12 protein-coding genes and 1 tRNA gene are annotated in these 16,047 nt (G+C 61.4%); 5 read left to right on the forward strand and 8 right to left on the reverse strand.

Annotated features, from left to right (window positions below; all coding sequences use genetic code 11):
• Positions 1 to 179: 179 nt before the first annotated feature.
• Positions 180 to 1,388 carry a phosphate regulon sensor histidine kinase PhoR gene (gene phoR, locus DMY87_RS04770; RefSeq protein ID WP_110790383.1) on the reverse strand — a complete coding sequence of 403 codons (1,209 nt, stop codon included), beginning with the start codon at positions 1,386 to 1,388 and terminating at the stop codon, positions 180 to 182.
• Positions 1,389 to 1,634: 246 nt separating this feature from the next.
• On the opposite strand from phoR, the gene ppk2 reads away from it, so the two are divergent.
• Positions 1,635 to 2,516: a polyphosphate kinase 2 gene (gene ppk2, locus DMY87_RS04775; protein ID WP_110790092.1), complete on the forward strand. Its 882-nt coding sequence runs from the start codon at positions 1,635 to 1,637 to the stop codon at positions 2,514 to 2,516.
• A gap of 49 nt (positions 2,517 to 2,565) precedes the next feature.
• Here ppk2 and DMY87_RS04780 read toward each other — a convergent pair whose 3' ends face one another.
• Positions 2,566 to 3,732 carry a hypothetical protein gene (locus tag DMY87_RS04780; protein ID WP_110790093.1) on the reverse strand — a complete coding sequence of 389 codons (1,167 nt, stop codon included), beginning with the start codon at positions 3,730 to 3,732 and terminating at the stop codon, positions 2,566 to 2,568.
• Between the two features lie 249 nt (positions 3,733 to 3,981).
• On the opposite strand from DMY87_RS04780, the gene DMY87_RS04785 reads away from it, so the two are divergent.
• The 4 genes from DMY87_RS04785 (at position 3,982) to DMY87_RS04800 (ending at position 8,031) form a co-directional block, all read left to right on the forward strand.
• Complete coding sequence (locus DMY87_RS04785) at positions 3,982 to 4,941, forward strand: NAD(P)H-dependent flavin oxidoreductase (RefSeq protein ID WP_110790094.1); 960 nt, start codon at positions 3,982 to 3,984, stop codon at positions 4,939 to 4,941.
• 46 nt (positions 4,942 to 4,987) lie between these two features.
• Positions 4,988 to 6,049, forward strand: a complete 1,062-nt coding sequence (locus DMY87_RS04790; RefSeq protein WP_110790095.1) for a DUF1176 domain-containing protein — start codon at positions 4,988 to 4,990, stop codon at positions 6,047 to 6,049.
• 147 nt (positions 6,050 to 6,196) lie between these two features.
• A tRNA-Thr gene (locus DMY87_RS04795) sits at positions 6,197 to 6,272 on the forward strand.
• A gap of 85 nt (positions 6,273 to 6,357) precedes the next feature.
• A complete protein-coding gene (locus tag DMY87_RS04800; protein WP_165826138.1) occupies positions 6,358 to 8,031 on the forward strand; it encodes a site-specific integrase in 1,674 nt (557 codons plus the stop codon).
• 104 nt (positions 8,032 to 8,135) lie between these two features.
• Here the strand turns inward: DMY87_RS04800 and DMY87_RS04805 are convergent, their stop codons facing one another.
• The 6 genes from DMY87_RS04805 to DMY87_RS24110 all read right to left on the reverse strand — a co-directional run bounded on the left by DMY87_RS04805 (position 8,136) and on the right by DMY87_RS24110 (position 15,863).
• Positions 8,136 to 12,101 (reverse strand): hypothetical protein, encoded by a 3,966-nt coding sequence (locus DMY87_RS04805; protein WP_110790097.1) that lies wholly within the window; start codon positions 12,099 to 12,101, stop codon positions 8,136 to 8,138.
• Positions 12,102 to 12,557: 456 nt separating this feature from the next.
• Positions 12,558 to 12,956, reverse strand: a complete 399-nt coding sequence (locus DMY87_RS04810; protein WP_110790098.1) for a helix-turn-helix domain-containing protein — start codon at positions 12,954 to 12,956, stop codon at positions 12,558 to 12,560.
• Positions 12,949 to 13,458, reverse strand: coding sequence for an HNH endonuclease (locus tag DMY87_RS04815; protein WP_110790099.1), 510 nt, complete (start codon positions 13,456 to 13,458; stop codon positions 12,949 to 12,951). The genes DMY87_RS04810 and DMY87_RS04815 overlap by 8 nt, the downstream gene beginning before the upstream one ends.
• 1,266 nt (positions 13,459 to 14,724) lie before the next feature.
• Positions 14,725 to 15,297, reverse strand: coding sequence for a hypothetical protein (locus DMY87_RS04820; protein ID WP_110790100.1), 573 nt, complete (start codon positions 15,295 to 15,297; stop codon positions 14,725 to 14,727).
• 59 nt (positions 15,298 to 15,356) lie between these two features.
• Positions 15,357 to 15,707, reverse strand: a complete 351-nt coding sequence (locus DMY87_RS04825; RefSeq protein ID WP_110790101.1) for a MarR family winged helix-turn-helix transcriptional regulator — start codon at positions 15,705 to 15,707, stop codon at positions 15,357 to 15,359.
• A 3-nt stretch (positions 15,708 to 15,710) separates the two neighbouring features.
• Positions 15,711 to 15,863, reverse strand: a complete 153-nt coding sequence (locus DMY87_RS24110; RefSeq protein ID WP_165826139.1) for a hypothetical protein — start codon at positions 15,861 to 15,863, stop codon at positions 15,711 to 15,713.
• Positions 15,864 to 16,047: the final 184 nt, after the last annotated feature.

The following is a 16,047-nucleotide window of genomic DNA, read 5'->3' on the forward strand; positions in this document are numbered from 1 at the left end:
CCCGGAATGGGCTTGTGTGTCTTTGCGGCCGTGCGGCGTCTGCCAAGCATCGGCAGCTGCGTTCATAACGGCTCTCAGCTCACGCTTTTATGTCAGTTGGATGAAACATTTGTGACATATCAAGCCTCTGAAAATGCATCGAAATTTACGACGCCTTCAGGCTGGATGGAGGTTTTATGTCAAAAACGGACGGTAAACTCGCTGCCAACGCCCAGTTCCGACTTCACGAGCAGGCGTGCGCGGTGACGGGTGAGGATGTGCTTGACGATGGCAAGGCCGAGGCCCGTGCCCTTTTTCGAGCGACTGTCCTCGACATTGACCCGGTAGAAACGCTCGGTCAGGCGCGGAACATGTTCGGCCGGAATGCCCGGCCCGCGGTCACGGACGCGCACCTCGGTGCCGACGCCCGGCTCTCGACGCACCACGACATCCACCACCTTGCCGTCCTGGCCGTATTTGCAGGCATTCTCGATCAGGTTCTCGAAAACCTCGACGAGTTCGTCCCGCTCCCCCATCACCTCGATCTTCTCTTCGGGCAGGTCGAGGCGGATCTCGACGCCGAGATCCGCCGCCAGAGGAGCAAGGCTGTCGCGCACATGACCCAGCACCGGCTTCAGATCGACCATCTGGTCGGGCGGCAGATGTGCTTTCAATTCAAGCCGCGACAGCGACAGGAGATCGTCGACGAGGCGGCTCATGCGGTTCGCCTGATCGAGCATGATGGCGAGGAAACGTTCCTTGGCCTTGGCATCGTCCTTGGCAGGCCCCTGCATGGTCTCGATGAAACCACGCAGCGAGGCGAGCGGCGTGCGCAGTTCGTGGCTGGCATTGGCGACGAAATCGCTGCGCATGCGGTCCAGCCGGCGCAGCTCGGAGATGTCGCGGAAGGAGAGAAGAAAGAGCGGGCGCCCATCCGTCTCCACGGGCGCGACACGCACGATATAGACGCGCTCCGACGGCAGACGCTCCGAATGTTCGATCTGATTGGGCGTTCCCGTCTCGATCGTCTCGCGGATCATGTCGAGAATGCCTGGCGAGCGCCAGCGGGCCGAGACGTGCTGCCCTTCGCCGAGATCACCGAAGGCGCGTTCGGCCGCCGCGTTCTGGGCAAGCAGGTCGGCGCCAGCCCCCATCACCAAGACAGGAATGTCGAGCGCCTCGATCGAGGCACGGATCGACGGCAGCGGATCGGCCGGCATGGCGGGCTGCGGGTTGACGATCGTCGGCCCCCTCTCGTTCGCGCCGGGTGGATCGACCACCATCACGAGCCCGACAAGCAGGACGAAAAGCACGAGCGCGTAACCGGGGGCCGCACCGGAATACCATGCCGCCAAAGCCATCAGCGCCGAAGCGACAATTGCCAGCCAGCGCGACAGAAGGTGCTTCATGGGGCGGCGCCAGCCGCTGCTCTGCCCGTCGTTGTCTGCCACCTGCGACGCACCTCGCGCTTTATCCATGCCAAGCCTGATAGCGGTGATTCATGACAGAAGTTCCGGTGGCCTGCCATGGCCAGGTCAGCTTTATCCCCCATGCGCGCCCCGCAGACCCGGATGTTGGACACAAGCCTTGCGCTCTATCTTCGCTTGCGCTCAATTACTGAAGACAAACAAGGCCGATCGAGCCGGAGGAAGACCATGGATGCACAGACGCAAAGCCGCGCCGTAACCCTGAAGATCCGCGGCAAGGAGCGGATCTTCGACATCGACCTGCCGGACCTGCCGGACTGGATCGAGGAGGAGGCGCTGAAGTCCGGCGGTTTTCCCTATGACAAGAAGCTCTCGGAAAAGGACTATGTCGCCGAACTTACCGAACTCCAGATCGAACTGGTCAAGGTGCAGTTCTGGATGCAGAAGACCGGACAGCGCGTCATGGCGCTGTTCGAAGGGCGGGATGCTGCCGGCAAGGGCGGCGCGATCAGCGCGACGCTTGCTTACATGAACCCCCGCTCGGCCCGCGTCGTGGCGCTGACCAAGCCGACCGAGACAGAGGCGGGGCAATGGTATTTCCAGCGCTACATCTCGCACTTCCCGTCCGCCGGCGAATTCGTGCTGTTCGACCGCTCCTGGTACAACCGCGCGGGCGTCGAGCCGGTCATGAACTTCTGCAAGCCCGAGCAATACGAGGCTTTCCTCAAGCAGGCGCCGCGCTTCGAGAAACTGATCGAGCAGGAGGGCATCCACTTCTTCAAGTTCTGGCTCGACACCGGACAGGAGATGCAGCTGAAGCGCTTCCACGACCGCCGGCATGATCCGCTGAAGTGCTGGAAACTGTCGCCAATGGATATCGCCGCCCTGCACAAGTGGGACGACTACACCCAGAAGCGCGACCGGATGCTGAAGGAAACCCATACGGAGCGTGCGCCCTGGACCGTCCTGCATGCCAATGACAAGCGGCGGGCACGGCTCAACCTGATCCGCCACATCCTTCTGTCGCTCGACTACGAGGGCAAGGACAAGGAGAAGATCGGCAAGCTCGACAAGAAGATCATCGGCAGCGGCCCCGGCTTTCTTGACTGAGGAGGCCGCCCTCAGGTTCGGATGAAACCTTCAGCAACGACCGAGGTGATCACTGCCCCGGCAGAACGCGGACGGCGTAGAGGTTGACGCCCCGGCCCTTGCCCGAGAGATCGGCATTGACGATCAGGCGACCCGGTGTCGAGGGTGCCATTCCGCTGTCGAAGGTCACGCGGAACAGTGCGTCGAGCTTTTGCGGGTTGACGGTGAACCGATGGCGCGGGCAATCCCCCATGCGCGGGAAATCGCATTCCACCGACATCTGCACCGGATTGTCGTCCGGTGACTGGACGGTCAAGGCGATGGTCGAGGTGCGACCCGCCAGTTCCTGCAAAACCTCTGCCGGAACCGTGATCTCGATCGCGCCCGCTGCGTCGCCGCTGCGCGAGACGATGCGCGCCGCAGTACCGTCGCTGGCCGTCACCATATCGACGGTCGCGTTGGCACGGGGATGCAAGGCGGACACCTGATCTGGCGTGAAGACGCTGATCCAGTCGTCGGTGAAGCCGCCACGGGTATCGATGGCCTGAGGGCCTTTGGGCGTCTCGACCGGCGCCTGGTTGCCGGTGAAGTCTTCTTCCTCGGCGCGCGGCGGCGGATTGGGAACACTGGTATCGCGCTCGGCTGCCGTCAAAAGCAGACCGGACGAGTAGACCCACCAGGCGCCAATCCCGAGCGTGGCCAGGAAGATGGTGAAGATCATCAGACGTGCGACACCGCCTCGGCGACGCTTGCGCGGCTGGACAGCCCGTTCCGAACGCATGTCCGGCATCGGCCCCTCGTCGGCCGCATGGGCCTCGCGCAGATCCGGTTTCGGTGTCTGCATGTCTTCGTCGAAGACTGGCTCCCGGTCGGCGACAGGCTCCACATGTTCGACGGGGTCGGCGGCAAAGCCCGGTTCCACGCGACCCGGCCGATCGACGGTAACCTGCGGCGCGGGCGCAACCTCCGCTCTGGCGGCAGGCGCGGCCGTCGCGGCGGCAACCGGCGGTTCGACGCGCATATCCAGACGCGCGCGCTCTTCCAGCTCGATCGCGTGGATCAGCGCCTCCAGGCGGCGGCGCTGGTGGTTGATCGCCTCGGGATCCTCGATGTTCTGCTTGCGCAGCCCCGTTTCGAGCGCCTGCCGAGCCGACTGATAAACCCGTGCCCGTGATTCGGCATTGGCCCGGTCAGAGCGCTCCAGGGCGTTCCGGATGGCTGTTTCCAATCCGCTCATTGGTCGCCATACTCCTTCGGGGATCGCCCCTGCCACATCACATCCATAGTTTCGATTCGGTAAACGCTCGATTTTTCAAGGGCAAGCCCGGAAACCTCCTATGGCCACGAATAAACACAGGAATGAGACCATGCGCTTCGATCTTGCCACAGGTTGGCGGCATTGCCGCCCTTCGGCGTCTCTTTCCTGTTACCCCGAGATCTGTTATTTGACGTTTGCGTAAACGTAAACTTCATGGGAGGTGAAGTGATGGCCCTGCCGTCGATCCTGAAAGACAACATGAGGCTTCCCGTCGTCGCCTCGCCGCTCTTCATCATATCGCATCCGCAGCTGACGCTGGCGCAATGCAAAGCCGGCATCGTCGGTTCGTTCCCGGCGCTCAATGCCCGGCCGGAGGCGCAGCTCGACGAGTGGCTGGCCGAGATCACCGAAGAACTCGCCTCCCACAATGCGAAGAACCCGGATCGCCCGGCCGCGCCCTTCGCAGTCAACCAGATCGTGCACATGTCGAACAAGCGGCTGGAGCACGACCTGATGATGTGCGTCAAATACAAGGTGCCTGTTGTCATCTCCTCGCTCGGCGCTGTGCCCGAAGTGAATGCCGCCGTGCATTCCTATGGCGGTATCGTTCTGCATGACGTGATCAACAATCGCCACGCCAATTCGGCCATCCGCAAGGGTGCAGACGGGCTGATCGCGGTCGCGACCGGCGCCGGCGGCCATGCGGGCACGCTCTCACCGTTTGCCCTTGTCCAGGAAATCCGTGAATGGTTCGACGGGCCGCTGCTGCTTGCCGGCGCGATCGCCAATGGCGGCGCGGTGCTGGCCGCGCAAGCGATGGGTGCCGACATGGCCTATATCGGTTCGCCCTTTATCGCCACCACCGAAGCCCGCGCGTCGGATGCCTACAAGCAGGCGGTGGTCGACGCCCATGCCAACGACATCGTCTACTCCAACTATTTCACCGGCATCCACGGCAACTACCTGAAGCCCTCGATCGTTGCCGCCGGCATGGATCCCGATCATCTGCCGGAAGCCGATCCGTCGAAGATGGACTTCGACAAGGCGACATCAGGGGCCAAGGCCTGGAAGGATATCTGGGGCTGCGGCCAGGGCATCGGCGCGGTCAAGGCCATCGAGCCGGTGGCGGCAGTCGTCGATCGGCTGGAGCGCGAATACATAGGCGCAAAAAAGGCGATTTGCGGCTGAGGCAGGCCCTGCTAGCGTCCCCGCAGATCTAATTTGCGGGGACCCCATGCGCCACCTGACACTCACCCTCACGCTCGCCACCCTGCTGGGCAGCACCCTTTCCAGCCAGGCCGAGGATGTCTCCTACAAGGAGTTCAAGGCCTGGCAGGTCTCCTGCAGCCAGACCCGTGCCTGCACCATGCGGCAGTTCCTCTCCGACAACCCGCTGTCCGGCTTCGAGCTGCAGCGTAGCGGCAAGCCGGAGGCGCCGGTCGTGCTGGTGGTTTCGCCGCGCGACAACGCCGTCACCGAAGCCGAAGGTGCGCCGGAGGTGAGCATCGCCGTCGATGGAGCCGAGCCGCTGACGCTGAAAGGCCCCTCGGTCACGGCGGATGCCGGCACCTATGCGTTCACCCTCAACGGCGACTTCATCGGCAATGGGCTTATCGACAGCCTGAAGAACGGCACAACCGCCACCATCACGATGACGCGCGGCGGCCAGACCGCCAAGGGCGACCTGCCGCTATCAGGTGCGGCCGCCAGCCTCCTGTTCATCGACGAATACCAGGATCGCATCGACCATGTGGACGCGTTGAGCGCCAGGGGCGACAAGGCGCCAAACCCGCCGCTTCCGATCAGCGACATCGCGACGATCGCCGAGCTGCCGGAGGCGATCCGCCCCCATTTCGCCGAAGGCGGCGACTGCGCCGACACGGACCCCACCATGTTCAACGGCAATGCGCTGTCGCATCAACTCGACGAAAACACGACGATCTACATCACGCCTTGCGGCTCGAGCGGCGCCTACAACGTGCCCTATGCCGCCTATGTCGATAGCTTCGGCATGATCGCCCCGCTTGCCTTCCCGACCATGGTCGACGGCGCCCCGAGCGCCACATCCCAGGCCTTCAACCTCGACTACGACTGGAAAAAGAAGAGCTTCTCCTCCTTCTTCAAGGGCCGAGGCATCGGCGATTGCGGCACCTACAGCCAGTGGCGCCTCGCCGAGGGTGCGATGGGCCCGCAATTGGTGCTGGTGGAGGAGAGCTTCCGCGACTGCCCGGAACAGTTCAGCGAAACCGACGAGATCGATCCCGGCAGTTGGCCGAAGACCTGGCCGGTGAAATAAGCCGCTCGGCCTCGACCCAGACATCGAGGGCCACCTGTGACCACGCCGGGGAAATTTTCCCCGCCCCCCGAAAACCGGCTTGAAATCGCCCGGCAATCCCTGTATCAGCCCCTCACCATAAGCAACGGGCCGAGCCTGTTCGCAAATGCCGCTTTAGCTCAGGTGGTAGAGCACATCATTCGTAATGATGGGGTCGCAGGTTCGAGTCCTGCAAGCGGCACCAGCCTTTCCTAGGATCATTGAATTTGTTTTCCTTCTGGGTTTTCAGAAGGTTGCCGGGCGCATACTGTTACACAACAGGGATGCACATGATGGTTTATCGGATGGCTAGACCCACGAAAAGAAACAACAGCGCGAACGCTCAATTCAGGCAGCGCGTGCCGCTGGACCTCGTGGAGACGCTGCGGGGTCGGACCTTCGTGGCAACCCTTCCGGCCACACTCGGGGTCTCTGAGACCTTCGAAGTTCAGACCAAGATTGGCGACACTGTGGTCTTCTCGCTGCGGAGCGATGAACCAGCCATCTACAAGGCCCGCCATGCAGCCGCCCAACAACAGGTCAACGCCTTCTTTGAGGCAGCCCGGCGCGGGCCGGAAGACCTCACGTTCAAGCAGATCAACGGCCTATGCGGCGCGCTCTATAAGCGGCTGACGGCACCGCATGAAGACAATCCGCCCAGCCCTGTCGAACTCGAAGTCATGGCCGATCTGACAGAACGCTCTGAGCGTTTCATCGGCCTTGGCACTGAGGAGGGACGGCGACGGGCTTTGGACGTGTTGCGGAGTTGGGTCGATATCGACGCCTTCATGATCTCGACGGCGACTAGCCTTGGCGTGGCACTTAGCCAGCGGTCTCAGGTGGACTTCATCGAAGCCATGCCGACCACGCTTGCAGAGGCCATACAGATGCTCAACAAGCGCCGTGCAGCAGACTATGGACCAGACAGCACGCAAGCCCGTTATGCGCCACTGTCGCCCCCTGTGAGGCAAGCAGCCGCTATTGTGAAAGGCGGCGTTGTCACGTTTGACGACCTCTTCGACCGTTGGAAAAACAGCGGGCCACATGCCCCGGCGACCCTGACCAGATGGCGCAGCATCCTTCGGCGCTTCAAAGACTTTGTGGGCCATGACGACCCCAGCCGGGTCACGGATGCGGACGCCTCGCGCTGGAAAGATGACCTCTTGGCGGCGGGTCTCAAGAAGATCGATATGTCCTTCATCGCTGCTCTTCGCCGCCTCTACGGATATTCGGTGGACAACGCGGCGACCACTGGCATTTCGGTGAACCCATTCGCGAAGGTCAAGGCTGATCAAAAGGAAGTGGCTGGCACTGGGCGCTTGCCGTTCAGCACTGAAGAAGTCGCAACGATCTTGACCGCATCCCGAAATGAGACGGCGGCATATAAGCGCTGGATACCATGGCTTCAGGCTTCCTCAGGCGCGCGGGTAGCAGAGCTTACGCAACTCTGGGGGTCGATGGTGACGACGGTGGACGGCGTCCCTTGCATCAGGATCACGCCCAGCCCGGATGGGGGGCGACTGAAGAACGCAATGTCTGAGCGGACCATTCCAATCCATCCAACAATCGTGGCGGACGGCTTCCTTGACTTCGTGAAGGCGCGGGGATCTGGGCCGTTGTTCTATGGTGGAACGAAAGCGCGCGCCGCCTCGCCTACAAGCGATGAGCAAAAGCACCCGTCCAAAGGCGTGTCCAACCGCCTAGCCGCATGGGTTCGCGGTCTGGGGATCGATGACCCACGTAAGGCGCCCAATCATGCATGGCGGCGGTGGGTGAAGACCGAGTTGGGCCGGGCCGGATGTAGCGACCGGCTTGCTGATGCCATCCAAGGCCATGCCGCCCAAAGCGAGGGCGATAAGTACTATCACGGGACGGTTGAAGACATGCTGGCAGCAATCTCCAAGCTCGATCTTGAGGCCGCTGCCGAGGGCAAGAGGTCACGCGCTGCTTCGGCGCCTGTATAGATTTCGACTCGCGACTCTGCGGGAATTGCATTGAGTGCTGCGGTCTGTTCGTTGGTGGCGGTGGAGGCCACGCTCTTGGATAGCCTCCACCTGTCTTGCGGCTACTATCTAGCCTGTCTGACCACTGCCCCATCGGTATCAGCCGGGGCGAATGCCAGAAGCGCGTTCGTTGCCTGAAGCAGCCCCATCATCCGAAGGAACGGGGTCAGGTCACGGAACTGCCGGTATTCCGTCTGGTCCATCTCTTGGTCGGTGCGCATAGCGGCTGCGGCCATGCCTTCGGCCAACTTCTTCAGGTCGGTCACGTTCTTGTAGACCGGCGACCCTGTGAGCGGATCGGACCCCAGGCCAGAGCTTCGGGCATTGCTGAAGACCCGAAGATCCTCACCGGCCGGAATGCTTGCCCCTGCCAACACCGTGTCGATGATCATGGGGAACACCGACGAGAAGGCACCACGTTGGAAGCCCCCGGCCATGATCCCGTCGAGCGATAGGCGCTCTTTCAGGAACTCTTCCCGGTCATCTCGACCGAAGCTGTTCAGGTACTGCTGCCCGGCATAGATCATGCTGCCCCATAGCGAGGACACAAGCAGGGCTTTGGCTATGTAGGTCGGCCCCAGCTTCAGCCCGCCCACGGTGTTCACTGCCAAGGCGTTGAACATGTAGGACTTGAACTGCATGAGAAGCCCAGCGATTGGCCCGGCGAAACGCTTGCGGAGGGCGTTAGGCGATGGCTCCAGCACGGTCTTGTTGACCTCGCGACGGACGATCCCAAGGAACCTGTCGTAAGCCTCAGCCTGTTCAGGGGACAGCTTGCGCTGCTTGTCGCTGTTCCAACGGCGGATCACTCCATCATTGGTCAGGTCCATCTTCCCGGCGACCATGCGGATATCGGCAAGGGTCCGCTCATCTAGACCGAACTCGTTCAACCACTGCTGGCTGACCTTGGCCCGGCCCGTGGCAATGTCCACGAACTTCTGAGAGATGGCCCTTGCGGACATGGTCTGAAGGAAGTCCGTCACCGGGTTCATGCCCCCGATGTTGGCCGTCAGGTTGGACAGGGTCGCGGTCTTGGCCTGAACGCGGGCAAGGAACTTGGTCGTGCTGTCGGCATCGAACAGTTCGCCGTCTACGTTCATATCCTCGTGGGTCACGAACATGCGCCGGTCTGAGGTACGGAAGCCGACCCCAAGCGATGATTGGACTTCGCGGAATAGTTCGTCCGCCTCTGTCCCGCCCCGTTTGAACACGTCGAAGAAGTCTCGCATACGTGCTGTCTTGACGAGGTTCCGAACGCCATAGCGCAAGGCAATCACCGGGAGATCCCCAACGTTGGCAATCCCGCTCTGCTGCATGAACCGGACGAATGCCAGATCCTTGAAGATGCGGACGGTGAGCTTGGCCTTCATGCTCATGTCTGGGAAGATCTCCTTGCCCATGAGCTTGTCGGCTTGGAAGGTCAGTTCGACGCGGGCCTCGTCCAGTGCGGACTTGGTCAGACCCGGTTCTAGCCGCCCCTCACGCTTCAGCTTGTCGAAGTCCGTAAGCTCGCTGATCGAAGTCCGAAGCTCTGCCTCAGACCGATACCCTGCCTTCTGCAAGGCAATGTGCCGGTTGATCGACGTGGCGTAGTCCTCATAGTTGTCCCGTGCAGAGCGGCGGGTGAGGTCTCGCAACGACGTGGCATAGTCCCGAGCGTTGGGCAGATCCTTGAACATGGACGGAATGAATGGCTCTTCCCGTTCCATGACAGCCCGGCGTCTGAAGTTATTCGGGCCGGTCTTCTGCTTGTAGCCGAACGCCTCCAAGAACTCTTCGACCTCATCGGCCTTGGCCCCTGCGTCGGCCAGCATCTCACGGACTGCGGTCTCACTGTCCCCGGAAAGGGCGGCAAGCCGTGGCGGTGCGCTGCCGTCAACCTTGGTCGCCATGACCGTGTCAACGAAGCGTTTGGCCAGCCGTTCGACCTTGGCGTCTCGTGCTGCTTCAGCAGCCTTGCGTGCCTTTGCTCCACCGGGGGCGGCATCCATCCGCTTGTAGAGATCCGGCTGGGCACGCAGGAAGGCTTGCTTCACGACGTCAACGAGACCGTCCATGCCGATGCGGTCGACCACCTGGGAGACTTCCTTGCGCCGGTAGATCATCGGCACGTAGTTGTCATCACGCTCGACCTTCTGCGCCCACTCGGCGCCGGACGCCTTGGCCTCGTCCAGCTTCTTCCCGTAACCCTCGTTGCGATACCAGTCTGCCATCTTCTGGATCGGGCTGTCGGGGTCTGCCGTGTGCGGGTGTTCCATGGCGATGGCAACACGCCGGTCAAAGTCCTGCTCCAGCTCTGCATGGTTCAGCACCTTCTTGACCCCGGTGAAGCCTTGGCTTTCGGCCCACTGGTCGAAGTTCGATTGGAAGGCGCGCTGGCCATTTGCCAAGTCGGTGCGTGACAGGCGCTCGTTGACCTCCCATGCACTCCCTGCCCCGCGCATCCGGTCGCCCCCGGTCCCTGTGAGGTCTGGCATGATCCGCTTATAGAGATCCGCGACCCCTGATCCCGCCTTGGTCCGAAGGAGGACGTCGGAAGAGAGGAAGCCGGGCAAGAGCTTGTCGGCAGCACGCTCAAGGCCCCGCCTGACGTCTGCATTTGGAGTCGGGTTGCGCATGGCGCCGACCGAGCTGTCCTTGGGACGCAGGAACGCCTCAGCCTGAGGGCCTAGCTTGTAGCCCATGCCTTCGGCCTTATCCGCCAGCATGTTGCGGGCCTTGTTGCCGAACGCAGCGGACGCTTCAGCCAAGTCGTCCGAGACTTCCGCACCGCGCACGATCGATCCGATCCCGGCACCGATGGCCACGCCGGTCAGCGCATTGATCGCGAAGTCGTCAACGCCGAAGTTGGGGTCTACCTGGGCCTGAATGCCTGAGGCAATGGCCGCATCACTGAGACCGATGATCCCGGCTTCAGCCATCCTCGTGACCCGGCTTGCGGCTGTCGTTGCACGCAGGGCGTTGGAAGTCATGACGACCCCCTTGCCGACCACGCCACCGGCCAGGAGTGAGACCGGATCGAGGATGTTCGTTGCGAAGGCTGCGCCGATTGCCAGGGGCGAGCGCTCGAAGATCTGGCTGTCGTCCCGCGAACGGTCAAGCTGGCGGCGTAGCTCCATGGCGCTGCTGTCAGATACGGCCCGGCCGATGACCCATTCACGTTCGTCAGGGTTCAGTCCGTCCAGCTTGGTGCCAAACTTGCCCATATCGGTGTTGTCGAGCCACGACTGATCCGGCTGCATGGCCAGATTGTTGCCGTACTGGATCACCTGCACGGTCGGGGTCGAGCGCATAGCGGCGCCGCCAACCTGTCCCCAAGTTGGCTCTGGGCCAGCCGCGCCGGGCGGTGTCGTGAAGCTGTCCGTGGGTCCGGCCCTGTCCATCCATGAGGAGGGTTGCCAATTGTCGGGCGTCCCGGCCGGTGCTGCGGATGGGGTCGGCACCTGCGGAGGGTTGGCGCGGGGCTGGTACTGTTCGCCGGTCTGGTCGAAGCCGCCCTGAAGCAGCGCCTGATTAGCGTTACTGCGGGCCGCTGCCGCCTCTGCGAAGGACGGCATGGGCTTTCCCTGCGGAACACTGCCGAACGCTTCTGTAAGCCAGCTTGGGGCCGTGCTGGACGATCCACCTGCACCCCAGACTCCGGGGTTGCCGAAGCCAATGTGCATTGAGCCGGGCTGCATGTAGCCAGGGCCAGCACCGAAGCCGGTCACACCATTGGCACGGGCTTTGCGGACAATGTCCTGATAGACCGGGAGGTCTTCAGCGTTGGTCCAATCGAGGCGGCGGCCGTCCTTGTAGAAGAACACGTCTGCTGCATTGCCGTGATCGTGCCGGGTCGAGCCGGTGCGGGTTCCCAAGCCTTTCGCAGCTTCCTGCTTTGTGACTTGCCCGCCGCTGAACACTTCCATCGTCACGCCCATTTCGCCAAGGAAGGCCATAGCGGACGTGAGCTGGTCGTTCAGTGGTCGGTTCCGCTTCTTGCCTTGGTTGGCCATGCGGAGGAATTCGTAGTTGGTGTTCTCGTCAGTCATGTGGAGGTCTCCAAAAGGAACGCCCAGCGCTTGGCCGGGGCATTGATGACGGGTGTCGTCGTTGAATTGGAGCGGGCAGAAATCGCCGCGCGCTATTGCTGAAGACCGGGATGACGGGGCCGACCCCTGTTGATGGGAGACCCATGGTCACTACGGTCTGAGTGCAGCCCCTTCAGGCTATGGCTTTCGGCCATGCTTCAGGCGGTGCTGTGATGGTCTGGCTTGATTGGATTTCTCCCCCATCACCATGGTCTGACAGCGATCCATAGGAAGGCTCAAAGCTATGGCTCGAAGCGTTGCCTTGGGCTTACTGTCGGACATGGTGATCATGGGGGAAATAACCGACAAGGAGGGTCTGTGAGCGGAGGCTGAAAGCAGAGCTATAAGAAGAGCCTGAAGCTATATAGTAGGGATGTAACGCCTCAATTCAGGTGAATATCCATACATATCAGGGTCTTACTCGGTCTTGCTTATTTGGGTCGCTTCGAATTTGGCCACCCTCAAATGGTAGTGGACCATGCGTCGAGAGATGCCCAGAAGCCGCCCGATCTCCGCTTGTGACCGACCCTTTTGCACCTCTTCAAGAATGCGGTCGCGGTGGTCACGGACCCGGATGCAGTCGCCCTCTTGGATGAAGGGTGTGACCGCCCGAACGGGTCGAAGGCTTTCAACCTCTGCCGCCCGCTGGTCCCGCCCTGCCATCTCTTCGGCATAGGCTGGGCAAGACGTGTTGAGGTAGCGTCGGACACTGCGGAGCGAGATGCCCAACAGGTCGGCCATGGAAGGCCGTGGGAAGCCTTCGGAGGCCAGCGCCATGATTGCCTTGTGCTGGAATTCGGTTGCGTCCCTAGCCATGCGAGCGCCGCTTGCTGTAGTCATTGCCCAGGGCTGCGGCACTCATCTTGGCGCGGGTCTCTGGCGAGTGCTGTCTGCCGTAGAACGGATTATTGGCGCCCCTGTTGTTCCGCAGATGCTTGGCCATGCAGCCGGGGGCATTGCAGTTCTCGCGTTGGGTCATCCACTTGAGGTTTGCCGGGCGATTGTTACCGGGGTCATCGTCAAGATGGCCGACCACGATACGTTGATTGGACAGCGGCGGGAGACCATGGAAGGCGAGAGCGACAAGCCGGTGCACGGCATGTCTCTTGGAGAGCGCGGGACCATCGCCGACCAGTGGAATGTTGGCGTAGCGGTATCCAAGCTTGTCGGCCTGTTGCGGGATGATATGGCCGGGCTGCATACGAGAACGCTTGGGGCCGATGTAGCGAATTCGCCCGTGTGAAGACGCCTCGATATGCGGCATCGTGGGCACGGGTCGCCATTCCTCGACCTCAAGGCCGGGGTTCATTTCTGTCATGCGGAAGTCTTTCAGTTATTGGGGGGATAGAGCTTGCTGCGCTCACAAGATCCGCCCAACGCCTCGCTGCCAGCCAGTGTCGCTAGACGCGACTAGCCAAACGCACATGCGCGCACGGCAACGCAAACGCCCTCACGGACTTCCACGAACATGGAGGCGCTGGGTCGGTGCGGTGGTCTGGGTCAGTCGCGTCAAGCGACGGTGGGATGGTGGAGGAGAGGGCGGATCGTGAAAGGGCAGCGGGCTGGGATAACGGGGCGCGGTCTGTATGAAGCCCGTCACAGAGGAGTCGTTTGGTTTGAGACCTCAGGCGCGGGGTAACTCAGCACTATCGAAGTGGTGTAGTAATTCCCGACCGTCGAAGGGGCGTCGTAACTCAATGCTGTCGAAGGCATGGGGTTAGGTCGCATCATCTAAGGCGGTGGGTAATTCGCTGCCGATCTAAGAGGAGTTGTAACTCACGCTGGTCAAAGGCTGGGGGTTAGGTCGGCCCCTCGAAGGCGTGTAGTAATTCAACACTGTCGAAGTGGAGGGGTAACTCATGCTGGTCGAAGTGGTGTCGTAACTCACAGACCGTCGAAGGCGTGTCGTAACTCAATGCCGTCGAAGGCATGTGGTTAGGTCGCATCATCTAAGGCGTGGGGTAATTGCTGGACGATCTAAGTGGGGGGTAACTCAAGACGGTCAAAGGCGGGGGGTTAGGTCGGCCTGTCGAAGGCGTGTAGTAACTCAACACTGTCGAAGTGGAGTGGTAATTCCCGCGCATCCTAAGTGAGGGGGTAATTCGTGCCGGTCTAAGTGGTGGGGTAATTCATGACCTTCTAAGGGACGTCGTTAGGTGCCCTGATCAAAGGCGCGGGGTAATTCGCTGTCGATCTAAGGCATGTGGTAACTCATGGCCAATCTAAGTGAAGTCGTTAGGACTGCCTGTCGAAGGCAGGGGGTAATTGTCCCGTGACCTAAGTGGGTGGGTAATTCACGCCGGTCGAAGGCGTGTAGTTAGGTTTGCGCGTCGAAGGCGGGGGGTAATTCGTTGCTCTCAAAGGCAGGGGGTAACTGGTTGTCGATCTAAGGGAAGTGGTAATTCAGACCGTCGAAGGCAGGGGGTTAGGTCTGTTGGTCGATCTAAGGGGCGGGGTAATTGCCCGGCAACCAAAGTGATGGGGTAATTGCCTGTCGATCTAAGGCGAGTTTTAATTCAGACCGAACTGAAGTGGTGGGGTAACTCCCAGACAGCCAAAGGCATGTGGTAATTCCCGCCGACCGCTAGGCCCACGCACTGACCACGGCCTCAGTCTTCAGCCATAGCGGGCCGTTGCCGGGGTTCGCGATCCTGACGAACTTGGTGCGCGTCGTGTGGCGTTCCTGACGCAATGCGATGGGGCATTGGTCGGACTGACCCCGCCTCCTCCCTGGTCGCCAGCTTGCCGCCCCACTGTCGCTTGCCACTTCGAGAAGCTGAAGCACCGACCGCGCCGCTAACTCCGCATTGGGACGGCTGACCAGATATGACCTCAGCCCCTCTTCGGTGATCTCCTCAGCCATGCGGTCGGCACCCATGGACGTGACGAACTCCAGCGCGAAGGCATAGAGAACGGGGCCGGTCCTCTTCGTGTGCCATCCTCCCGGCCGTCTCCAGGCAGCGCTGAGGACTGCGGAAAGCGTGCCTTTGGCTGGTCTGACGGATGGCCATGGGCGTTCCTCGTGCAGGGCTGCAATCATGGCGGTCTCAAGTTCGCGGGCTTGGTCTCGCGTGGTGGCGGCATCGACCAAAAGAGGCCCACGACCCTTGCCCCGGATGGTCACGACATAGAGAGAGTTGTGCCTGTGGATGGCCATGGGAAGAGCCTCGTGAATTGCCTGTGGATCTAAGTGAGGGGGATAGGTACGCCCCCGGTCTAGGCCCGGTTGGACAGGATGGCGTCCAGGCGCCGGTATACCTGAAGACCCTTGTTGGTGAGCATAGGGATGCGCTTGCGGTAATCGTCAGGAGAGGTCCGGGTCGTGACAAGATCAAGGGGGTCGTGACCTTTCGGTGCGTTCCATTTGGACAGGTCTTGGATATGGCGGGAAGCGGTAGCCTGTGGCACGCCTAGACGCTCAGCCATTTCCATCACACCCCATTCCCGGCGCTCCAGATCGTTGCGTGCGACTTCGAAGAAGAACCGCATGTGTTGGACCGGAAAGGACTTCCAATGGGACTGGAACACCTCCAGCCCTTTGACCATCGTGAAGCAGCCTTTGGACATGCGTTACGTTCCTGCTTGAAGCTTTGCGGGGCGGCTGCGGCTGAAGATCGGACGGGCGCCGAACTCCCAGTAGATTTCACGGCCCATGACCCTGACGAAGAGGCCAAGGCGTGTCAGGTCAAACTCGAATGCGTTGGTTTCCATCGATATGTGCATGTGGTCTTGGTCCTCTTCAGGCCCGCCAAATGCAGGGCCAACGGGGCACGACAACACGATGAAAATGGGACGGTCAACGGGCAAATACGTGGGTCACAAAAGTATTTTCAAGCATTTGTAATGGCTTACGAAAAGTGCCCAATGTTTCGTTTGCACTACATCGGAGGATGGAAGTGAGCGCGCC

This window comes from Peteryoungia wuzhouensis, from assembly GCF_003205195.1.
Lineage (GTDB): Bacteria > Pseudomonadota > Alphaproteobacteria > Rhizobiales > Rhizobiaceae > Allorhizobium > Allorhizobium wuzhouense.